Below are 21,314 nucleotides of genomic sequence, written 5' to 3'. Positions count from 1 at the left end.
TGTCACTGCCCCGACGGTGAAGCCGAGAACGCCCATCGAGAAAGGGTGCGCTGCGAGAGACTTGAGGCGTGCCATATTCCAATCCTGAACCCGCTCCGGAAGTTGGAGCGCTCGCCGCCGGCTCGGCCCGCAGGCCGGAGCAGCATGTCAACAGCTGCTGACTTACGCGCCGGCGCGGCCGCATGTCAACACATGTTGATTTGCCATCGCGCCACTCTCCTTGCCTTTCGGGACCAACGCTGAAGCTTTATCGGGGCGAGGGCGCTGGCGGAGGATGCGGAGCAGTCGCGGTCGGCTGCCGGCCGCCCCTTGTGTTGCCTTTGAGCAACACCATATCTTCTGCAAAGGGCAAAAGAGAGGGTCCGATGAACCTGGAAAAATTCACCGAGCGGGCGCGCGGGTTTTTGCAGGCGGCGCAGACGGTTGCGGCGCGCATGAACCATCAGCGCATTGCGCCGGCGCATCTGCTGAAAGCGCTGATCGAGGACGAGCAGGGCATGGCATCCGGGCTCATAGCCCGGGCCGGCGGCAGCGCCCAGGCGACCGCACGCGAGGTGGACGAGTTGCTGGCCAAGGTGCCGGTGGTCTCGGGCAGCGGAGCGACCGCGGCGCCGTCGCTCGACGGCGAGACGATCCGCGTGCTCGATAGCGCCGAGCAGATCGCGCAGAAAGCCGGTGACAGCTACGTGACGGTCGAGCGGATGCTGCTCGCCCTCACCATGTCGAAGACGGACGCGGGCAAGGCGCTCCAGGATGCGGGCGTGCGGCCCGAAGCCCTTAACGCCGCGATCAACGAGCTGCGTGGCGGCCGCACCGCCGATACCCAGACGGCCGAGGACCGCTATGACGCGCTGAAGAAGTTCGCGCGCGACCTCACCGAAGCGGCCCGCGAGGGCAAGCTCGATCCCGTCATCGGCCGCGACGAGGAAATCCGCCGGACCGTCCAGATCCTGGCGCGGCGGACCAAGAACAATCCGGTGCTGATCGGCGATCCGGGGGTCGGCAAGACCGCGATCGCCGAAGGCCTGGCGCTGCGCATTGCCAATGGAGACGTGCCGGACAGCCTGAAGGACCGGCGGTTGATGGCGCTCGACATGGGTTCGCTGATCGCCGGCGCGAAATATCGCGGCGAGTTCGAGGAGCGGCTGAAGGGCGTGCTCGACGAGGTGAAGCAGGCGGCGGGCGACGTCATCCTGTTCATCGACGAGATGCATACGCTGATCGGCGCGGGGAAGAGCGAAGGCGCGATGGACGCCGGCAACCTGCTCAAGCCGGCACTCGCCCGCGGTGAGCTGCACTGCATCGGCGCGACGACGCTCGATGAATACAGGAAGTATGTCGAGAAGGACCCGGCCCTGCAGCGGCGCTTCCAGCCGGTGTTCATCGGCGAGCCCACGGTCGAAGACACGATCTCGATCCTGCGCGGCCTCAAGGAGAAATACGAGCTCCACCATGGCGTGAGGATCACCGACGGCGCGCTCGTCTCGGCAGCGACGCTCTCCAACCGCTACATCACCGACCGCTTCCTGCCCGACAAGGCGATCGACCTGATGGACGAGGCCGCCTCGCGGCTGCGCATGGAGGTGGAGTCGAAGCCCGAAGAGATCGAGACGCTGGACCGGCGGATCATCCAGCTCAAGATCGAGCGCGAGGCGCTGAAGAAGGAGAGCGACGCGGCGTCGCGCGACCGCCTCTCGGCGCTCGAGGCGGAGCTCGCCGAGCTCGAGCAGCAATCGGCCGAGCTCACCCAACGTTGGCAGGCGGAGAAGGAGAAGATCTCGGCCGAGGGCAAGCTCAAGGAGCAGCTCGACGCGGCCCGGCTCGAGCTGGAGCAAGCGCAGCGTGCCGGCGACCTCGCCAAGGCGGGCGAGCTCCAATACGGGCGAATCCCCGAGCTCGAGAAGCAGCTCGCCTCGGCCCAGGCGGCGAGCGAAAGCGCGATGCTGCGCGAGGAGGTGACGTCCGAGGACATCGCCTCGGTCGTCGCGCGCTGGACCGGCATCCCGATGGAGCGGATGCTGGAGGGCGAGCGGACGAAGCTCCTCCAGATGGAGCAGGAGATCGGCAAGCGCGTGATCGGCCAGAGCGATGCGGTCGAAGCGGTGTCGCGCGCGATCCGCCGGGCCCGTGCCGGCCTGCAGGACCCGAACCGGCCGATGGGCTCGTTCCTGTTCCTCGGCCCGACCGGCGTCGGCAAGACCGAGCTCACCAAGGCGCTGGCCGAATTCCTGTTCGACGATGCCTCGGCAATGGTCCGGATCGACATGTCCGAGTTCATGGAGAAGCACTCGGTCGCGCGGCTGATCGGCGCGCCCCCGGGCTATGTCGGCTATGAGGAAGGGGGCGTACTGACCGAGGCAGTGCGGCGACGGCCCTATCAGGTCGTGCTGTTCGACGAGGTCGAGAAGGCGCATGGCGACGTCTTCAACATCCTCCTCCAGGTGCTCGACGACGGACGGCTGACCGACGGCCAGGGCCGCACGGTCGATTTCACCAACACGATCATCATCCTGACCTCGAACCTCGGCAGCCAGTATCTGACCGGTTTGGCCGACGGCCAGAAGGTCGAGGAGGTCGAGCCGCAGGTGATGGAGATCGTCCGCGCCCATTTCCGGCCCGAGTTCCTCAATCGCCTGGACGAAATCATCCTGTTCCACCGGCTGGCGGCGGAGCACATGGGGCCGATCGTCGACATTCAGGTCTCGCGGCTCGGCAAGTTGCTCGCCGATCGCAAGATCCGGCTCGACCTCAGCGAGGCGGCGCGGGCCTGGCTCGGCCGGGTCGGCTACGATCCGGTCTACGGTGCGCGACCTCTGAAGAGAGCGGTGCAGAAATACCTGCAGGACCCGCTCGCCGACGCGATCCTGCGCGGCGAGGTGCGCGACGGGGCGTCGGTGCGTGTCGACGAGGGCGACGGCGCGCTGCGCATCGCAACGGGAGAGCAGGCGGCGGAAGCGGCCTGACCTCGGCTCCGACGGCCAGCAGCATTGCGGCCGGAGATCGGATGACGGAAAAAGGGGCAGGGCATGCGCCCTGCCCCTCTGCGGCCTCTGCACTCAGGCTTAGAAGTTCACCCTGACGCCGGCGCGGAACGAGCGACCGAAGATGCCGGTGCCGCCCTGGACCGGGTTGTAGTTGTTGGCGCCATAAGTCACCGGATCGATCGGCGGCAGATCGTCGAGGACGTTGAGCACGTTCAGGTAGAAGCGCAGATTGTCGTTGACCTCCCAGCTCGTCGCCACGTCGACGGTGATGTAACGGGGCACGTCGCAGCGCACGAACTGAGCGGAGAGCAGCCCGCAATCGCCGGGCTCGGTGCCCTGGTCGGCGGCCGAGAGATTGTAGCCGCCGAAATAGTCGGCGGTCGCGCTCAGTGTCCACTTGTCCCACTCGAGGGTGTTCTGCCAGCTGCCGTGCCATTTCGGCGTACCCGAGCCGGCCGTCAGATTGAAATTGCCGAGCGTCCCCTCGTAGCTTTCGGTAGTCCCATCCGGGAAGGTGGTGCTGAGATTGATGATGTAGCTCGCCTCGGCCGAGGTCGTGAAGCGGATGCCGCCGCCGAGATCGAATCGCGCGGAGGCGGCGAAATCGAGCCCCTCGGAACGGATCGTGTTGGCGTTGATCAGCTGCGACTGGACGAAGGCCACGCGCGGCAATGCGCCTGGGAAATCCGGCGAGGCCGAATCCGGGATGACGTTGTAGCCTGCCGGAATCGGCTGACCGGAATAATAAGCGAGCAGCGCCGGGCTGTTGCTCGGCGTGGTGATCGCCCCCGTCTTCTTGATGTTGAAATAGTCGACGCTGAAGCTGACGTTGCGGATCGGCTCCGCGATCAGCCCGGCCGTGAAGCTGCGCGACTTTTCGGGCTCGAGATCGGGGCTGGCCAGCGTGGTCTGGCCATAGCTGGCGCTGCGGACATAGGCCGGGCAGCTGTTGAACGTCGCCAGCGAGCAGCCGTATTGAGCCAGGAAGGCGTCGTTGTAGAGCGACTGGGTCGCCGTCACGAACCCGGTCGTCGGGATCGCGTTGGCCTCCGCGAAGCTTGGGATGCGGAAGCCGCGGGACCAGGTGCCGCGCAGCGCCAGTTGACGGAAGGGCGTGAACTTCGCGCCGACCTTGGGCGAGAAGGCGCTCTGGCCGCTCGAATAATCGTCGAAGCGGCCGGAGGCGTTGATCTCCAGCTGATCGAGGATCGGCGCATCGATCTCGGCATAAGCCGAGCGCACCGTGCGGCTGCCGCTGGTGCCGAAGGCGTTGAGCACGAAATAACGCTGAGTCGGCCCATTCAGATCGGAATTGGCGCTGGGAGCGTCCACCGATTCGTAGCGGATCGAAACACCGGCACCAACCTTCAGATCGCCGCCCGGCAGCGCGAGCACGGGGCCGCCGATCGTCGCCTGGGCTGAATAGAGCTGCGAATTCGAGTCGGTGATGTTGTCCGGCGAGATGTAATCCAGCGTCGCCTGCGTGTTGGCCAGCGGATTGACGAAATTGTAGCGACCGTCCGCAATCACGTTCAGCAGGTTCTGAATCTGGATGTAGCCGTTGGAGGTGCGCCTCAGATCGGTGCGCATCGCCACGCCGTCGACGGAGAAGCTCCAGTCGTTCCACAGCCCGCCGGTGATCCCGGCGGCCGCGCGATAGGTGCGGCTCTTCGTCTCGTTATATTCGAGGAGGTTCGGGATACGACCGAGGATTCGTGCGACCTGGCCTGAGGCGGCGAACGGGTTGTTCGGATTCAGCTGGGCGTTGGGATTGGCCGCGTTGCAGTTCGGATCCGGCAGGTTGTTCACCAGCGGGCACACGTAGACCGGCAGCGCGAGGATGAACGAGCCGGGCGCATTGGCGCCGCCCGCGAAAGCCGCCGTGCTGAAGCGGGGAAAGTTGATCCCGGTCGGCCCGTTGCGGCGGATGCTCGCGGGCAGGCCATCGTAATCGACCTTGCTCTGCAGGAAATTGGCCTGGAAGAAGGCCTCCATGTCGTCCCCCAGCCGCCCGGTGGCGCGGAAGGAGGCGCCCCAGCGCTGGATGTTGGGCGAGATCACGCCGTACTGACTGACGAGATCGCCCTGGCAGACGGTCTGCGGCGCCCGGGCGTCTGCCGCGAACTCGGCGGCGGTCAGGGTATAAGGGGTCTCGCCGGCGATGCAGCCCGCCGCCGGATTGAGGAACTGGTAGCGACCGGTCTCCGCGGCATTGGCAGGCCCGGCCGGCGCGACGAAGAAGGTCGTCGCGAAAAGGCTCGCGTCGGTCGTCGTCGAGAAACCGGAATAACCCCCGTCGGATGGATTGATCGAGCCCCCGTTCGGACCGATGTTCGGACCGCAGACGCTGCCGAGACAGATGCCGGTCTGATTCTGCGAATTGTACGGATAGGGCCGGTCGCGGTTAAACAGCTGGTCCTGATCGTAATAGAAGCCGCTGAGATAGGCGTTGAATCCTTGATCATCGAGATCGCCCCAGCCGGCGGTGAGGCTGAGGCGATGATTGGCGGCGTCGCCGCGCTGGCTGATGCCGGCCTCGGCCCGGCCGCTGATCCCCGTGATCTGCTTCTTGGTGATGACGTTGACCACGCCGGCGATCGCATCCGCTCCATAGGTGGACGATGCGCCGTCGCGCAGCACCTCGATGCGGTCGACGATGTCGTCGGGGATGGTGTTGAGATCGACGAAATTGCGGGTCGCATCGTCGGCGAGCGGGTAATAAGCGGCGCGCATTCCATCGAACAGCACCAGGGTCGAATTGGTGCTGAGGCCGCGCAGCGACACGGCGGATGCGCCGGCCGCGAAGGCGCCGTTGGCGGTGAACGAGTTGGTCAGTGCCGGTCCATTGTTCGAGGCGAGGCGCTGGATGGCCTCCTGCGTGGTGTTGATGCCGCGCTGCTCGAGCGTCTCGGCGGTGACCACGGTGACGGGCGACGGCGTCGCGCCGGTCGTTGACCGGAACAGCGTGCCGGTAACGACGATCGCTTCCTCCTCGCTCGGCTCGGCCGAATTGGCGAGCGGTGCGACCGGCTCGTCACCCTCCGGAGTCAGGCTGGTGGACTGCTGCGCGGTGGCACTCTGGGCGTAGGCGGGACTTGCCAGGCCGGCACCGAAGATCGCGAGCACGGACAAAGCGGCGCCGCCGCGCAGGAGGCTATGGGTCGGTTTGCAGGTGGACGTCACGATGATCCTCACGGGCTGACAACCGGAGGCCGCGAAGCCTCCGCTTCTGATTGTCATCCCTGGATCGCCACGACTCTGCTGGCGCCGCGTGACCTGCCGGCAAGTTCCGCCTGTGCCTTTTGCTTGTAAAGCGGCGGCCGCGGCCGCCGCGATAATTCGGCCAGCGATGTAGCCGAAATGCCACAGAGGGCGCCTGCCCCGCCGCGGCTTGGAGGCGGCAAGAAAATGCCGCGACGCGCCCGCCGCTAGTCGGATAGCCTTCTGTCCGGCGCGTGGCGCCTCAGCCGCGCCCTTCCGCCTCGACCGAGGCTTCGGCGGAGACATAGGGCTCCTGCCGGGCGACGCTCCAATAGCGCAGCGCGTCGAGAGGGATCTGCTGCTTGGTCACCGCGCAAACGACATGATCGCCCGCGCTGAGCAGGCGGAACGTGCCGGCCATATAATGGACGCGGGCCTCACGCCCCTTGTTCGTCATCAGCATGAATGAGTCCTCGATCTCGCCCGAGACTTAGGAGCCGGAGACGCCGTGCTCAAGACCACCTGCTCTCCTAAAGCAGAGTCGGCTGCTCGCGTCCGCTCGCCGAAGGGCGGCGGGGCTCGCGTCGCGGCCGTTCCGTGGGCGGCGACGGCGCATCTCCGGCCGTCGCATCGACGCTGCCGTCCGCGAAGACCAGGCGCAGACGCCCGGCGGCGCGCGCCGCGGCGGACGAGATCAAGGTCTTGCCGCCGCGATCCTCGACCCGCGCATAGCCGCGTTCGAGCGGACGATTGGGATGGGCAAGCTGGGCAACCCGCCACAGCGCATCGAGCCGCTCCCGTCCGCGGCGAGCGGCCGCGACGAGAAGCGAGGGGCGGAGCGCGCCGGCGGCACGTCCGAGATCGCCGCGGGCGTGGCCGAGGCGGGCGCCGAGCGCCCGCGGCAGCCGTTCGCTCATCTCGTCGAGGCGCTGCTGTTGCGGGGCGAGCAACTGGTCCCGCGCCGGATAGTGGCGCAGACAGACCTGCAGCTTCTCCGAGGCGCGCTCGATCGCACGCATGGCGCAGCGGCCCATCCTCTGTCCGACTTCGCGCAGTTGCGCGACGAGCTCGGCGCGGACCGGCACCGCCATTTCGGCGGCTGCGGTGGGGGTCGGCGCGCGCACGTCCGCCGCAAAATCGCAGAGCGAGGTATCGGTCTCGTGCCCGACGGCAGAGACGATGGGGATCGAGCAGGCGGCGACGGCGCGTACCACCTCTTCCTCGTTGAAAGCCCAGAGATCCTCGATCGACCCGCCGCCACGCGCCACGATGACGAGATCCGGACGCGGGATCGGCCCGCCCCGCCGCATCGCGTCGAAGCCCCGCACGGCCGCCGCGACCTGACCGGCAGCCGTCTCCCCCTGGACCTGAACGGGCCAGACGATGACGTGACAGGGGCAGCGGTCCTCGAGCCGGTGGAGGATGTCGCGGATGACCGCGCCCGTGGGCGACGTGACGACGCCGATCACCCGCGGCGCAAACGGCAGGCGCTTCTTGCGTGCGGCATCGAACAGCCCTTCGGCGGCGAGCGCCCGGCGGCGCTTGTCGAGCAGCGCCATCAGCGCGCCCTGCCCCGCGAGTTCGAGCCGCTCGATGACGATCTGGTAGCGCGAGCGACCGGGATAGGTGGTGAGCTTGCCGGTGGCGATCACCTCGATGCCGTCTTCGGGACGAAACGGCAAAGCGGCGGCGCCGGCCTTCCAAAGCACGCCGTCGATGACGGCCTTGTCGTCCTTGAGGCAGAGGTAGCAATGGCCGGAGGCGGCACGCTTCCAGCCGCTCACCTCGCCCCGCACCCGCACGAAGCCGAACGCATCCTCGACCGTCCGCTTCAGCCGCAACGACAGGTCCGAGACCGACATGGCGGGCGCGTTGTCGCCCGGCGCCTCGCTTGCTAGGAGCGCCCCCTCATTTGTCGTCGTGCCGGGAATTCCGGGGCCTGGAGGGAAATCGTCCATGAATGTCCTGCTGCTTGGCTCGGGCGGCCGCGAGCATGCGCTCGCCTGGAAGCTCGCGCAATCGCCGCGGCTCGGCAGATTGTTCGCGGCGCCCGGTAACCCGGGCATAGCCGAGCATGCCACGCTGGTCGACCTTGATCCCGCAGACCATCGCGCGGTGGTGGACTTCTGCCGCAAGGAAGCGATCGGCCTGGTCGTGATCGGGCCCGAGGGGCCGCTGGTCGACGGGCTTGCCGACAATCTGCGGACCATGGGCTACGCCGTCTTCGGCCCGAACAAGGTCCCCGCCCAACTCGAAGGGTCGAAGGGCTTCACCAAGGACCTTTGCGCACGGCACGACATTCCGACGGCGCGCTACGTGCGGGCATCCGATCGGCTCGCGGCCGAGGCGGCGCTGCCGGAATTCTCCCTTCCGGTGGTGATCAAGGCGGATGGTCTCGCTGCGGGGAAGGGCGTGATCATCGCCGAGACCGCCGCCGAGGCCGAGGCCGCGCTGGCGACGATGTTCGACGGCAGCTTCGGCGACGCCGGCGCCTCGGTGGTGATCGAGGAGTTCCTCACTGGCGAGGAAGCGAGCTTCTTCGTGCTGACCGACGGTATCGATCTCGTCGCCTTCGGCTCCGCGCAGGATCACAAGCGGGTGGGCGACGGCGACACCGGCCCCAATACCGGTGGGATGGGCGCCTACAGTCCCGCCTCGATCCTGACGCCGGCGCTCGAACGGCAGGCGATCGACGAGATCGTCCGACCGACGATCGCGGCGCTTGCGCAGCAGGGTACGCCTTACTCCGGCGTGCTCTATGCCGGGCTGATGCTGACCGCGGAGGGACCCAAGCTGATCGAATACAATGCGCGGTTCGGCGATCCCGAATGCCAGGTGCTGATGATGCGGCTCGAGACGGACCTGCTCGATCTTCTCGAGGCGGTGGCCCGCGGCCGTCTGGGCGAGGCCGAGCCGCCGCGGATGCGCGACGGTGCCGCGCTCACGGTGGTGATGGCGGCGAGAGGCTATCCGGGGACACCCGACAAGGGCGCAACGATCGCTCTTCCCGAAGCCGGCGACGCGCGCGTGAAGATCTTCCACGCCGGAACGGCCGTGCAGGAGGGCCGCCTGGTGGCGAACGGCGGCCGGGTGCTGAACGTGACGGCGGTCGGCAGCGACGTGGCGGAGGCGCGTGCGGCGGCCTATGCCGCGATCGAGGCGATCGATTTTCCCGACGGCTTCTGCCGCAGCGACATCGGCTGGCGGGAGATTGCTCGTCGGGGCTGAGACGCGCGGGCGCAGCTGGGACCTGCTGGACAGCGGAACAATCTGCCATAGACTGGCGTCAAGGTTCAGGAGGTAGGAATGAACGTACCGGTCAAGATCCTCATCGGCCTGGCCGCGGCCATGCTGATGGCCTGGGTCTGGCACGGGCCCGGCGGCCAGGGCGAAGCCCTCGTCGGCCATCTGGAGAGACAGGCGGTCGCCGCGACGGCGGATGCCGAGCTGCCCGGCATCACCGTGCGCATGGCGCGCGATCCGCTGGCGCGGACAGCGATCATCAGCGGCCCCGCCAACGATCTCCAGCGCGAGGGCCTTGGCAGCCAGTTCGGCGTAAAGGATTATGTGCGGGCCGTCCCCGGCATCGCGAACGTCCGCTGGGACGACGAGCCTGCCGGGTCGGGCCTGCCGCTGCTCGTCGAGACGCTGATCGCGGTGGCGGTCGCCTATCTCATCGGGCTCGCCCTCGGCGCCCTGCTCTTCGGCCGCCGCAAGCGCCAGAGCTTCCTCGACTAGGAGCCCAAAATGCTGTTCGTCGCAGAAACCCAGTTCATCGCCTTGCTGCTCGGCCTGCTGATCGGCCTCGTGGTTTCCTATTGGATCTTCAAGGGACGCCGCGCCGCCGCTCCGCCAGCCGACACGATCTCGCAAGCACACGCGCAGGAGACGCCTCTGCCATGAATTTCGACAACACCACCCTGATCGTTGCTGGCGCAATTTTCGCCGCCGTAATCCTGCTGCTCGTCCTGTTCCTGCGCCGGCCAAAGCAGCGAGTCTCCCTCTCCGGAGCGGAAAGCCGTCCTCTTTCGCCGACGTCGAGCGCGCGCAGCATCGACCTTGCCGAGGGTCGCGGAGTCGCCGACGAAGGCGCCGCCGCGGCGAAGGACGTCGCGGGCCAGATCCTGGGCGTCGAGGCGCACCCCCTGGTCGCGCCCGCCGACGGGCCGCCGGACAATCTCCAGACGCTGAAGGGCGTGGGACCGAAGCTCGCCGCCCAGCTCAACGCCGCCGGCTTCACCCGTTTCGAGCAGCTCGCCCGCCTCACCCCCAATGAAATCGCCCTGCTGGACGAGCGGATGGGGGCCTTCAAGGGCCGCCTTGCCCGCGACCGCGTGTCCGAGCAGGCGGCTTACCTCGCCCGCGGCGACACCGAGGGTTTCGAAAGCGCTTTCGGGAAGCTCGGCGGAGCCTGAGGCTCCCAGGTTCCAGCGATGATCCGCCGTCGCGGCGGCGGCCGCCGCGGCGGCTGGATCACCCGCCGCGGCGCTTGCGGACAATCTCGCTGGCGAGAAGCTTGTCGATCTTGAAGCCGTCCATGTCGACGATCTCGAAACGCCAGCCGCCGTAGGAGAAGCGCTCGCCAACCTCCGGGATGTGCTTGAGCACGGCGAGGGCGAAGCCGGCGGTGGTCGCATAGTCGCGGTCGTCCGGCAGGTTGATCCCGAGGCGATCGGAGAGAAGATCGGCGGGGAGCGAACCCGACACCCACCAGCTGCCGTCCTCGCGCTCGACCAGCGGCGCCTCTCGCCCGCCCTCGAAATCGGTGGCGAAGACGCCGGCCAGCGCGGCAAGCAGATCGGCGGGGGTGACGATGCCTTCGAAATGGCCGTATTCGTCGTGGACGAAGGCGATCGGCACCTCGGCATCGCGGAGCACGGCCATCGTATCCATCGCGTCCATCTGATCGGCGACCACCGGCGCCGGGCGGACCAGCGCCCTCAGATCGAGCTCCCTCTGCTCGATGAAGGCCGAGACGATGTCGCGGGCCTGGACGACGCCCAGCAATTTATCGACGTCGCCCTCGGCCACCGGCAGCCGGCTATGCTCGGTGGTGCGCAGCAGCTCGCGCAGCTCCTCGGGAGTCGCGTCGGCATCGATCCAGTCGATCTCGGTGCGCGGCGTCATCACCTCGCGGGTCGGCCGATCGGCGAGACGCACGACGCCGGAGATGATCGCCCGCTCATATTCCTCGAGCACGCCGGCGCTGTGCGCCTCCGCGACGACGAGCTGCAGCTCCTCTGCCGTAACCTTGTTCGACTCCTCGCGGCGCAGCCTCAGCAGCCGGAAGATGAGGGCGCTGGTGCGGTCGAGCAGCCAGACGAGCGGTGCCGTCGCCTTCGCGATCCACAGCATCGGGATCGCCATGACCGCGGCGATCGATTCGGGCGAGCGAAGCGCAAATTGCTTCGGAACGAGCTCGCCGATCACCAGAGACCCGTAGGTCACGATGATGATGACGATGCCGAACCCGACGCTCTTCGCCGTTTCCGGGTCCATGCCAAGGCCGGCGAGGCGCTCCGCCACCGGGCCGCCAAGGCTTGCCCCCGAATAGGCGCCGGCGAGAATGCCGATCAGGCTGATTCCGATCTGTACGGCCGAGAGGAAGCGGCCCGGCTCGGCAGCGAGATCGATCGCCGTCTGGGCACCGCGGCTTCCCGCCTTGGCGAGCGCGCGCAGGCGCGGCTTTCGCGACGAGACGATGGCGAGCTCCGCCATCGCGAACACGCCGTTCAGCGCGATCAGCAGCAGGATGACGATGACGTCGATCCAGGGAAAGGGGGAAGGCGCAGAGGCTGGCATGGCGCGCCACCCTCTTAGACGCATCCTTTCGGCCGCGACAACCTCTTCCGCCATCTGCGTGCCCCGGCGGGGACCAAGCGGCCCCGGCAGGCGGTTCATGCGAGCATTCAACCAGTCCCCTTTTCGGGAAAGGAATGCGTATGCGTATGTCCAAGCGTCTCGTCGGCAGCCTCGCGGCCGCCGCCCTCCTCAGCACCACCGCGGCCTGCGTCACCAACCCGGAGACGGGCGAGCGCAGCATCTCCACCAAGGGCGCGATCGGCACCGCGGTCGGCGCCGTGGTCGGCTATTTCGGCGGCGATCTCATCGGCGGCCGGCGCGATCGCACCGAGAAGATCGTCGGTGCCGGCATCGGCGCGATCGCCGGCGGCGCGCTGGGCACCTACATGGATCGCCAGGAGAAGGAACTGCGCGACAGGACCGCCGGCACCGGCGTCGAGATCGATCGCCAGGGCAACGAGCTGCTGCTGACCATGCCGGCCGGGATCACCTTCCCGATCAACAGCGCGGAGATCCAGCCGCAATTCCAGTCGACGCTCGATCAGGTCGCCCAGACGCTGTCCAGCTATCCGTCGACGATGATCGACGTCTACGGCCACACCGATCCCTCTGGCGGCGACGCCATCAACATCCCGCTGTCGCAGCGCCGGGCCCAGTCGGTGGCGAGCTATCTCAGCGCCCGCGGCGTGCAGAGCGCCCGGATCGCGACCCAGGGCTTCGGCTCTTCGCAGCCGCTGGCCGGCAACGACAACAGCACCGAGGCGGAGCGTGCCGCCAACCGCCGCGTCGAGATCCGGATCGTTCCGGTCGAAGCCAACGCATAATCTCTTGACTGCCGTCCCCTCCCGCACACGGGACGGGACGGCTGCTCGATTTGCTCCGTACGGCGCAGCCCGAAGCGATGATCAGCGCCGCTCCCGGAAGAAGTCCCTGAGCAGCGCGGAGGAGGCTTCCTCGCCGATGCCGGCATAGACGTCCGGCGCATGGTGGCAGGTCGGCTGCGAAAAGAGGCGCGGGCCGTGATGGACCGCCCCGCCCTTCGGATCGCCGGCACCGAAATAGAGGCGCGAGACCCGCGCCAGGGCGATCGCGCCGGCGCACATCGCGCAGGGCTCCAGCGTCACCCAGAGATCGCATTGGTCGAGCCGCGACGTGCCCAGCACCTCGGCGGCGGCGCGGAGCGCCACCATCTCGGCATGGGCGGTGGGATCGCTGCCGTCGCGCATCCGGTTGCGGCCGCGGGCGACGATCTCGCCGCCGCGGGTGACGACCGCGCCGACCGGCACCTCGCCGGCGCGCGCCGCCTCACGCGCCTCGTCGAGCGCGACGGACATCGGTTCGGTGAACGGGCGGACCATGCCGCCCCCGTAAAGCGCGATCGGCTGAGGTGGAAGCGCTCCCCGCTTCCGCCGATGGCGTGAACTAGGCTTGATCAAGGTCCAGCTTCCGGAGCGACCCCCCGGAAGCGGCGTCACTGCGCGCTGGGCTGCGCACCGTTGTCGACGGTCACCGTCGGGACGTCGACCTGCTTCGTCGTCGTCCCGACCGTCGGCACCTGGACGTTCGCCGTGGTGGTGCCGACGTCGAGATCGTTCACCTTCGGCTGCAGGGTCGTGGTCTGGCCGTTGGGAGACTGGAACCAGGTCAGCCAACCGGTGGCCGTCATTCCGATCAGCACCAGAATGACAAGGGCAAGGATGATCAGGATCGCGCGCAGCATAGGGTCCCTCCTGCCCGCCATAACGGCCGCGGGGGCAATCGGTTGCACATCCGCAACGATCGTCTCGCCTCTCCTGCCGGCCGTTGCAGAGGGAATCGGGTTGACGCGAGCGCCTGCCGACGCTATCCGCCGCCCGGTTTTCCGGGGACATGTCTCCCCGCATCAATCAGGACGAGAGACCATGTCGCGCATTTGCGAGCTGACCGGCAAGGGCCGGCAGGTGGGACACAATGTTTCCCACGCCAACAACAAGACCAAGCGCACCTTCCTGCCGAACCTGCAGAACGTGACGCTTCTTTCCGACGCGCTCGGCCGCGGCGTGAAGCTGCGCGTGTCGATGAACGGCCTGCGTTCGGTCGAGCATGTCGGCGGCCTCGACAATTGGCTCGCCAAGACCTCGGACGAGAAGCTGAGCCTCAAGGCCCGCCGTCTGAAGCGCGAGATCGCGAAGAAGGCATCGGAGACCGCCGCGGCCTGACCGCGACGGAGCCGGCGAGGTCCGGCTTCCCCGCTCGATTCGAAAAGCGCCATCGCACCCGTTGCGATGGCGCTTTTCGCCGTTTGCGCGCTTTCCCGGCTCAGTCCAGCGCGAACTTCAGCAGCAAGGTCCTCTGCAAGGGCATGTAATTGTCGTCCGATGCGATCCAGACGATCGTCCGCCCGTTCTCGCGCGTCACGCTCAGCGCCTCCATATTGTCTACCGGCTGCGGCGGCGCCAGCGCCGCAATCTCCTGCGGAACGAGGAGATCGCCTTGCTTGGCGGCCGACAGATCCGCCAGCGCAAGCTTCGCGGTGATTCCCTCGAAGAGCTTGGTGCGGCGGTGGAGGAGCAGAACGCGCCCGTCCGGCAACAAGGCGCCGTCGGTCACGCGATAGCCCTGCGGCGGCTTGTAGCGCATGCGAATCGCGGTGGTGCCGGGCGTGGCGGGATCGCCGAGGAAGATGAGGACCTCGCTCAGGCCGTTCCTGGCGCCCTCGGCGATGACCAGGAAGCGGCCGTCGCGAAGCCGCACCATCGTCTCGGCACCGCGATTCTCGCTCCATTTCGCCATCCCGGCGGGCCGCGCCCGGCCGTCTTCCTGCCAGACGGGACCCGCAAAGCGCCACACCGCATTCTTCCGTTCCATCCCCAGCCACAGATAGCGGCCGTGGACGACGAGCGATTCGACGTCCCGGTCCGGCTTGCGGGCGGTGGCGCCGAGCCGCCCCGGCAACGGCGAGATGGTCGCCCGTCCGGGCCCCTCATCAACGAGCGGGAAGCGGATCATCCAGCCGGAGTCGCTCACCGCGAGCACCTTGCCGTTCTCGACGTGCATCGCCGAAAGACCGCCGAACCGCCAATCGTTGCTCTCCAGCCTCCAGGCGCCAAGCCAGCGGAGGGGCCCGACAGGCCGACGCCCTCTCCACTCCAGAGGCTCGAAGCTCACGAACGCAACGGCGGGCGGAGGGTTGGGCGGCATCAGCCGCACCGGCGCGAAGGTGCCGAGGAAGAACAGGAACAGCAGAGCGGAGACGACGCGCACAGCGTTCTTCTAGGGCCGCGGACACGCTCCGCCACCGGTTTTTGGCTGAACCTCGGCTGACACGGCCATTCAGCACGGGCTCAAGCGAATCGCACCATAACAGCACGGTGTCGACGAAGGCCGGTGCTCGCGCGGTAGGCGCAGAACCTCTGGAAGCGCCGACCGGACCGTCGGAAGGAGTTGGTACGATGTTCAAGAAGGCTACGCTCGCTGCCGCCGCTGCGGTGACCGCATTGACGGCGATCCCCGCTGCCGCCGAGGCCGCCCCGCGCGGCTACGGCTATGGCGACGGCTATTACGATCGCTACGATCGTTCGGATCGCTATGATCGTTACGGCCGGTACGATGGCTATGGCCGCCGTGGCTATGGCTATGACGACCGCGACTATCGAGACGGGCGCCGTTGCAGCGGCACGACCGGAACGATCGTCGGCGGCGTGGCCGGCGCCATCGCCGGCCGCTCGATCGATCGGGGTGGACGCAGCCGCTGGGGCCGTCGCGACAGCGGCACGACCGGCGCGATCCTCGGCGGCGCGCTCGGCGCCCTCGCCGGCCGCGCGATCGACAAGTCCGGCTGCCGCTACGAAGGCCGCCGCTACCGTTACTGATCGCAGGAATTCCGCCCCGAGCGCGTCCGGCAAGAGTGTTTCGCCGGAGCCGGGGCGGGAATGATTCCCCTCCCGTTGCTTAACGAGGGCGGGCCGGCGCTTCCTTCAGGGGGCGCCGGCCCATGTTCTCTCGGCGTCCCGCGCCGTCTCAATAGGTGTCGAACAAGGCGGCAAGCTGCTCGACCATGGTCCCGCCGAGCTGCTCCGCGTCCATGATGGTGACCGCGCGCTGATAATAACGCGTCACATCGTGGCCGATGCCAATCGCGATCAGCTCCACCGGCGACCGCTCCTCGATCCAGCCTATCATCTGCCGCAGATGCCGTTCCAGATAGGTGCCGGTGTTCACCGAAAGCGTCGAATCGTCGACCGGCGCTCCGTCCGAGATCACCATCAGGATCTTGCGCTCCTCGGGCCGCCCGATCAGCCGGTTGTGCGCCCAGAGCAGGGCCTCGCCGTCGATATTCTCCTTGAGCAGCCCCTCGCGCATCATCAGGCCGAGGTTCCTGCGCGCCCGTCGCCAGGGCTCGTCCGCTTGCTTGTAGACGATGTGCCGGAGGTCGTTGAGTCGGCCCGGCGACGCCGGACGGCCGGCGGCGAGCCACTGCTCGCGCGCCTGCCCACCCTTCCAGGCGCGGGTGGTGAACCCCAGGATCTCCACCTTCACGCCGCAGCGCTCCAGTGTCCGCGCCATGATGTCCGCGGAGATCGCGGCAATGGAGATCGGCCGGCCGCGCATCGAGCCGCTGTTGTCGATCAGCAGGGTGACGACGGTGTCCCGGAAATCCGTGTCCCGCTCGATCTTGTAGGAAAGGGAGTGGGCGGGATTGACGATGACCCGCGCCAGCCGCGCCGCATCGAGCAGGCCCTCTTCCTGATCGAAATCCCAGCTTCGCGACTGCTGCGCCATGAGGCGGCGCTGCAGGCGGTTGGCGAGTTTCGTGACCGCTCCCTGGAGATGGGTGAGCTGCTGATCGAGATAGGCGCGAAGCCGCGTCAGCTCCGCCTCGTCGCAAAGCTCTCCCGCCTCGACCACCTCGTCATATTTGGTGGTGAACACCCGATAATCGAACTGCGGCGGGAGATCGGACAACGGACGGTTCGGGCGGACCGGCAGCATGCCCTCCTCGCCCTCGTCCCCGAGCCCCTCCTCCCCCTCGGCCATCTCCTCCTCGCGGAAGTCGCTCTCGCTCTCCTCGCTTTCGGATTCGCCCTGCTCGATGCGGATATCGGCCTCGCCTTCGCCGCCGCCGGATTCGTCCTCATTCTCCTCGTCGGACTCCTCGCCCTCGTCCGGCTGCTCGCCCTCGCTCTCGGCCTCGCCTTCGGGGTCCTTCTCGGCCTCGACGTCCTTCTCGACCAGCTCGAGGTCCTGCAGAACGCGCGTCGCAAGAGCGGCGAACGCCGCTTGATCGTCGAGCACGAGGGGCAGCGCGTCGAGATCGGCCCCCGCCTTCTCCTCGATCCAGCCGGAAACGAGCTCGAGCCCCGCCCGCGCGGCCTCCGGCGCCTCCTCCCCGGTCAGGCGCTGGCGGACGATGAGCCCCAGCGCCGTGCCGAGCGGCACTTCGGCGCGATTGCGTGCCCGAGTAATCGGATCGGTTCGCATCCGCATCTCGGCCATCGAGGAAAGGTTCGCGCGGATTCCTTCCATGCCGCGCGCTCCGAGCGCTTCGACCCGTGCCTGCTCCGCCGCGTCGAACACCGCGCGCGCAACATCGTCGGGAGGCGCCCGGCGTGCGTGGAGGGCAGAATCGTGGTGGCGAAGCTTCAGCGCCGCGGAGTCGGCATAGCCGCGCGCCTCGGCAACCTCCCGCGCCGGGAGCGTTCGGCCCGGCATCGGCACCTTGACCGCCTTGCCCGACGCCCCGGGCTGGTCCGCGCTGTATCCGAGCTCGAGCTCCGGCTCCCGCGCGATCGCCCGGGCGGCGCCGGTCAGCGCCTGGCGGAAGGCTTCGAGAGGGTTTTCATCCTGTCGCAATCAGGCCGCCCCGACGACGCTCTCCGGCAGGTCCTTCCCGAAGACGCGCTGATAATATTCGGCGATCATCGGCCGCTCGGCCTCGTCGCACTTGTTGAGGAAGGTGACGCGGAAGGCGAACCCGATGTCGTTGAAGATCAGCGCGTTTTGCGCCCAGCTGATCACCGAGCGCGGGCTCATCACGGTGGAGATGTCCCCGTTCATGAAGCCGCTGCGGGTGAGCTCCGCAACCTTGATCATCCGCTCCACCTCCTGGCGGCCGCCCTCGTGATCGTATTCGCCCGATTTGGCGAGCACGATGCGGGCCTCGATCTCGGCCGGGAGGTAGTTCAGGGTCACGACGATGTTCCAGCGGTCCATCTGGCCCTGATTGATCTGCTGGGTGCCGTGATAGAGGCCCGTCGTGTCGCCGAGGCCGACCGTGTTGGTGGTGGCGAACAGACGGAAATAGGGGTGGGGGCGGATCACGCGGTTCTGATCGAGCAGCGTCAGCTTGCCCTCGGTCTCGAGGACGCGCTGAATGACGAACATCACGTCCGGGCGTCCGGCATCATATTCGTCGAACACGAGCGCGGTCGGCGTCTGCAGCGCCCAGGGCAGCAGCCCTTCACGGAATTCCGTGACCTGCTGGCCCTCCCGCAGCACGATGGCGTCACGGCCGATAAGATCGATGCGACTGATGTGCGCGTCGAGGTTGATCCGGATCAGCGGCCAGTTGAGACGCGCCGCCACCTGCTCGATGTGGGTCGACTTGCCGGTCCCGTGATAACCCTGGACCATCACGCGGCGATTCTTGCCGAAGCCGGCGCAAATCGCCAGCGTCGTGTCCGCGTCGAAGACATAGGCCGGATCGAGATCGGGCACGCGCTCGTCGGCTTCGGAGAAGGCGGGCACCTCCATGTCGCTGTCGACGCCGAAGACGTCGCGCACCTTCACCATCTTGTCGGGCGCGTCCATCACCGTGGCGCCGCGGCTGGCGGGGTTCGAATTGGCGAGGTCGGCCATAGTCTCTCTTCCGAATGGGATCAGGCGAAGGCGGGGCGGGATTTGAGCTGCGTATAGGCCTCGATCACGGCCTGCAACGCTTTCTCATGGCTGCGGTCTCCACCGTTGCGATCGGGGTGATAGCGGCGCACGAGCTCGGCGTAGCGCTCACGCAGCGCGCGGCGGTCGACGTCGACGCCGAGGCCGAGAATCTTCAGCGACTTGCGGTCCTGGGCGCTCAGCTCGCGGCCGTCGGCGCGAGGTTTCTCCGATCCTGGAGCACGCTGGAAGCGAGCCCCGATAGCGTCGAGCGGGTCGGAGAAATCGGCCCATTTGGGCGGCCTGTCTCCACCGGCGGTGGCGAAGGCACGGGTCTCGCGGTCCCACCCGCCGTAGGGACGCTGCGCCGCCTCGATTTCGTCGGCATCCATGCCTTCGAAATAATTGTAGCCGGAATTGAATTCGCGGACATGGTCGAGGCAGAGCCAGCGCCAGTCGCCGGGCCCGTCGAAGCTGGAGCCACGGCCGGAGGGCGCGCGAAACTCGCCGGGCGCGTCGCACCCCGGATGGGCGCAATGCCCCTGCCCCTCCACTCGGCCGTGAAACCGGGTCTGCCGCTTGCCCGCCGTCGCCACGCAATACCTTTCGTCGTCGAAAGCCGTATATAGGCGCCATGGCAGAGCATTTAACCGGCCCCGTCGCCCAGGAAATCGCCCAACGCTTGCACGCCGCGCTCGCTCCCGAGAGCCTGCGCGTGATCGACGACAGCGAGCAGCATCGCGGTCACGCCGGACACGATTCGCGCGGGGAGAGCCACTTCACCGTCGAGATCGTCGCCGGTCGCTTTCACGGCATGAATAGGGTGGCGCGGCAGCGCGCGGTCAACGCGGCGCTCGCGGACCTTCTCAAGGACCGGATTCACGCGCTGGCAATCAAGGCGAGGGCGCCGGGCGAGTGAGCGACGCGGCTGCCGGAGCGGAGCGCGCGCGGCAGCGGCTGATCGATTGGCTGGCGGACGTCGGACCCCGCTGGGGGGTGCCCGCCGAGGCGTGTCGCGTTCATGGCTGCCTCTATCTCGACGGCCGTTTCGCCACTGCGGAGCAGCTTGGGGCGGCGACCGGGCTGGCGGCCGAAGACGTCGATCGGGCACTGGGCTGGCTGGAGGCGCACCGGCTGGCGTGGCGCGACGGGAGCAGCGGCTGGGCCACGGGCGCAGATCCCTGGGATCTGGTGGTTCGCGCGCTCGAAGTCCGCCGCGCCCGCGAACTCGGGCCAGCGCTCGAAACGATCAGGTCCGCCGCGGCAGAGGCGCCTGCCGGAACGGTCCTGGCCGCCCGGACCCGCGACCTGCTGGGGCTGGTGGAAGACATCGCCGCGATCGACGCCCAGGCGCACCGTCTCTCTCCCGCCGTCCTGAGGCGGTTGATCGGCGCCGGCGGGCGGGCGGCACGGCTGATCGACCGAGCATTCGGGAGGGCAAAGAGATGAGTGTGGCAGGGGGCGCTGCAGCCGGCGCGTTCAAGGTCAACTCCCTGACCGGTCTGGAGCAGGCCAGCCCCGTTGCAGGACGCGTGCGTTGGGATCCGCCACGGTCGCTGTGGAACGGCGGGATGCTCGCAGCCGCCCTCGTCCTTGCGCCGCTCACCTTCAGCTGGGGAGCTTTTCTGATCTTCCTTGCCACGGCGGGAGTCACGCTCTGCGCGGGCCATTCGGTCGGCTTTCACCGCAGGCTCATCCATCGCAGCTTCGAAGCGCCGAAATGGGTCGATCGGGTGCTGATGTGGCTGGGGACGGCAGTCGGTATCGGCGGACCGATCTGGACGATCCGTCTCCACGACAGCCGCGACTGGGCCCAGCGGCAGCCGGACTGCCACTGGTTCCTGCGCCACGGCAAGCCGTGGCTGATCGACGGCTTCTATTATCTGCATTTCCGGCTGGAGCTCGCCCGCCCGCCGGCATTCGCGCCGGGGCCGGTTGCCGACGATCCCTTCTACCGGTTCCTCGATCGCACCTGGATGCAGCAGCAATTGCCGATCGCGGCGCTTCTGTGGCTCGGCGGCGGGCTGCCGTGGCTGGTCTGGGGCGTGTTCGTGCGAGTTTCGGCCTGCACGACGATGCACTGGTGCATCTCCTATTTCGCGCACACCGGGGCCCCTGACGACTGGAGCGTGGACGGCGCGGTGATCCAGGCGTCGAACGTGGCGCTGCTCGCGATCCCGACGATGGGCGAAAGCTGGCACGGCAATCACCACGCCTTCCCGAGCTCGGCACGTCACGGCCTCTATCCGGGCCAGATCGATCTCGGCTATCGTTTCGTCCAGCTGCTCGAAAGGCTGGGGCTGGCGTGGGACGTGAAGCTGCCGACGAACCTACCGCCGCGGCGCGGTCTGACACCGCTGACGTCGCGCGCGCTGAGCGCCGTGTCTCCCGAGCAGGCGGAACTGACCGCGGCAAGGACCGTCGCCTGAGCCGCGACGAGGCGCTGCGATGCCTCCGGGCCGGAGAAGCGCC

At 67.9% G+C, this 21,314-nt stretch carries 21 protein-coding genes; 11 read left to right on the top strand and 10 right to left on the bottom strand.

What is annotated here, in order from left to right:
* Positions 1-365: 365 nt before the first annotated feature.
* Positions 366-2,963, top strand: a complete 2,598-nt coding sequence (gene clpB / locus E2493_RS01465; RefSeq protein WP_135083002.1) for an ATP-dependent chaperone ClpB — start codon at positions 366-368, stop codon at positions 2,961-2,963.
* 99 nt (positions 2,964-3,062) lie between these two features.
* Here clpB and E2493_RS01460 read toward each other — a convergent pair whose 3' ends face one another.
* The 3 genes from E2493_RS01460 to xseA all read right to left on the bottom strand — a co-directional run bounded on the left by E2493_RS01460 (position 3,063) and on the right by xseA (position 8,143).
* The gene (locus tag E2493_RS01460) at positions 3,063-6,179 is read right to left on the bottom strand and encodes a TonB-dependent receptor domain-containing protein (protein ID WP_225421073.1); all 3,117 of its coding nucleotides are present in this window, start codon (positions 6,177-6,179) and stop codon (positions 3,063-3,065) included.
* A gap of 268 nt (positions 6,180-6,447) precedes the next feature.
* The gene (locus tag E2493_RS01455) at positions 6,448-6,648 is read right to left on the bottom strand and encodes a DUF2093 domain-containing protein (RefSeq protein ID WP_135082999.1); all 201 of its coding nucleotides are present in this window, start codon (positions 6,646-6,648) and stop codon (positions 6,448-6,450) included.
* A 67-nt stretch (positions 6,649-6,715) separates the two neighbouring features.
* Positions 6,716-8,143: an exodeoxyribonuclease VII large subunit gene (xseA, locus tag E2493_RS01450; protein ID WP_135082997.1), complete on the bottom strand. Its 1,428-nt coding sequence runs from the start codon at positions 8,141-8,143 to the stop codon at positions 6,716-6,718.
* Between xseA and purD the strand changes: the two genes are divergently transcribed.
* The 4 genes from purD (at position 8,142) to E2493_RS01435 (ending at position 10,600) form a co-directional block, all read left to right on the top strand.
* A complete protein-coding gene (gene purD / locus E2493_RS01445; protein WP_135082995.1) occupies positions 8,142-9,413 on the top strand; it encodes a phosphoribosylamine--glycine ligase in 1,272 nt (423 codons plus the stop codon). The two genes, xseA and purD, sit on opposite strands and share 2 nt — an antisense overlap.
* A gap of 78 nt (positions 9,414-9,491) precedes the next feature.
* On the top strand, positions 9,492-9,923 hold the full coding sequence (locus E2493_RS01440) for a hypothetical protein (protein ID WP_135082993.1): 432 nt from the start codon (positions 9,492-9,494) through the stop codon (positions 9,921-9,923).
* Positions 9,924-9,932: 9 nt separating this feature from the next.
* A complete protein-coding gene (locus E2493_RS20990; protein ID WP_167737332.1) occupies positions 9,933-10,088 on the top strand; it encodes a hypothetical protein in 156 nt (51 codons plus the stop codon).
* Entirely contained in the window at positions 10,085-10,600 is a 516-nt protein-coding gene (locus E2493_RS01435; protein WP_135082991.1) for a hypothetical protein, read from the top strand. Before E2493_RS20990 ends, E2493_RS01435 begins: the two co-directional genes overlap by 4 nt.
* Before the next feature lie 58 nt (positions 10,601-10,658).
* On the opposite strand, the gene E2493_RS01430 is transcribed toward E2493_RS01435, so the two are convergent.
* Entirely contained in the window at positions 10,659-11,987 is a 1,329-nt protein-coding gene (locus E2493_RS01430; RefSeq protein WP_135082989.1) for a hemolysin family protein, read from the bottom strand.
* Positions 11,988-12,127: 140 nt separating this feature from the next.
* Between E2493_RS01430 and E2493_RS01425 the strand changes: the two genes are divergently transcribed.
* Positions 12,128-12,811: an OmpA family protein gene (locus E2493_RS01425; protein ID WP_135082987.1), complete on the top strand. Its 684-nt coding sequence runs from the start codon at positions 12,128-12,130 to the stop codon at positions 12,809-12,811.
* Positions 12,812-12,892: 81 nt separating this feature from the next.
* Here E2493_RS01425 and E2493_RS01420 read toward each other — a convergent pair whose 3' ends face one another.
* Positions 12,893-13,345, bottom strand: a complete 453-nt coding sequence (locus tag E2493_RS01420) for a nucleoside deaminase (protein WP_225421072.1) — start codon at positions 13,343-13,345, stop codon at positions 12,893-12,895.
* A gap of 113 nt (positions 13,346-13,458) precedes the next feature.
* Positions 13,459-13,707, bottom strand: a complete 249-nt coding sequence (locus E2493_RS01415) for a hypothetical protein (protein ID WP_135082985.1) — start codon at positions 13,705-13,707, stop codon at positions 13,459-13,461.
* Positions 13,708-13,888: 181 nt separating this feature from the next.
* Between E2493_RS01415 and rpmB the strand changes: the two genes are divergently transcribed.
* Positions 13,889-14,185 carry a 50S ribosomal protein L28 gene (rpmB, locus tag E2493_RS01410; protein WP_135082983.1) on the top strand — a complete coding sequence of 99 codons (297 nt, stop codon included), beginning with the start codon at positions 13,889-13,891 and terminating at the stop codon, positions 14,183-14,185.
* A 100-nt stretch (positions 14,186-14,285) separates the two neighbouring features.
* Here rpmB and E2493_RS01405 read toward each other — a convergent pair whose 3' ends face one another.
* The gene (locus E2493_RS01405; RefSeq protein ID WP_135082981.1) at positions 14,286-15,230 is read right to left on the bottom strand and encodes an esterase-like activity of phytase family protein; all 945 of its coding nucleotides are present in this window, start codon (positions 15,228-15,230) and stop codon (positions 14,286-14,288) included.
* Positions 15,231-15,418: 188 nt separating this feature from the next.
* On the opposite strand from E2493_RS01405, the gene E2493_RS01400 reads away from it, so the two are divergent.
* Positions 15,419-15,838 carry a glycine zipper 2TM domain-containing protein gene (locus E2493_RS01400; RefSeq protein ID WP_135082979.1) on the top strand — a complete coding sequence of 140 codons (420 nt, stop codon included), beginning with the start codon at positions 15,419-15,421 and terminating at the stop codon, positions 15,836-15,838.
* Between the two features lie 148 nt (positions 15,839-15,986).
* Here E2493_RS01400 and cobT read toward each other — a convergent pair whose 3' ends face one another.
* The 3 genes from cobT to E2493_RS01385 are packed head-to-tail and all read right to left on the bottom strand — an operon-like array spanning position 15,987 to position 19,438.
* Entirely contained in the window at positions 15,987-17,819 is a 1,833-nt protein-coding gene (gene cobT, locus E2493_RS01395; RefSeq protein ID WP_135082977.1) for a cobaltochelatase subunit CobT, read from the bottom strand.
* Complete coding sequence (gene cobS, locus E2493_RS01390; protein WP_135082975.1) at positions 17,820-18,824, bottom strand: cobaltochelatase subunit CobS; 1,005 nt, start codon at positions 18,822-18,824, stop codon at positions 17,820-17,822.
* A gap of 20 nt (positions 18,825-18,844) precedes the next feature.
* Positions 18,845-19,438 carry a J domain-containing protein gene (locus tag E2493_RS01385; protein WP_135082973.1) on the bottom strand — a complete coding sequence of 198 codons (594 nt, stop codon included), beginning with the start codon at positions 19,436-19,438 and terminating at the stop codon, positions 18,845-18,847.
* A gap of 38 nt (positions 19,439-19,476) precedes the next feature.
* Between E2493_RS01385 and E2493_RS01380 the strand changes: the two genes are divergently transcribed.
* From E2493_RS01380 to E2493_RS01370, 3 genes are all read left to right on the top strand, one after another.
* Positions 19,477-19,761 carry a BolA family protein gene (locus E2493_RS01380; RefSeq protein ID WP_135082971.1) on the top strand — a complete coding sequence of 95 codons (285 nt, stop codon included), beginning with the start codon at positions 19,477-19,479 and terminating at the stop codon, positions 19,759-19,761.
* Positions 19,758-20,291: a hypothetical protein gene (locus tag E2493_RS01375; RefSeq protein ID WP_135082969.1), complete on the top strand. Its 534-nt coding sequence runs from the start codon at positions 19,758-19,760 to the stop codon at positions 20,289-20,291. Before E2493_RS01380 ends, E2493_RS01375 begins: the two co-directional genes overlap by 4 nt.
* A gap of 122 nt (positions 20,292-20,413) precedes the next feature.
* Positions 20,414-21,271: an acyl-CoA desaturase gene (locus E2493_RS01370; protein ID WP_225421071.1), complete on the top strand. Its 858-nt coding sequence runs from the start codon at positions 20,414-20,416 to the stop codon at positions 21,269-21,271.
* Positions 21,272-21,314 lie beyond the last annotated feature (43 nt).

It is taken from the genome of Sphingomonas parva (ex Maeng et al. 2020), from assembly GCF_004564275.1.
GTDB lineage: Bacteria > Pseudomonadota > Alphaproteobacteria > Sphingomonadales > Sphingomonadaceae > Allosphingosinicella > Allosphingosinicella parva.
Note: the sequence above shows the minus strand (reverse complement) of the source record. Positions and strands in the feature narration are given on the sequence as shown.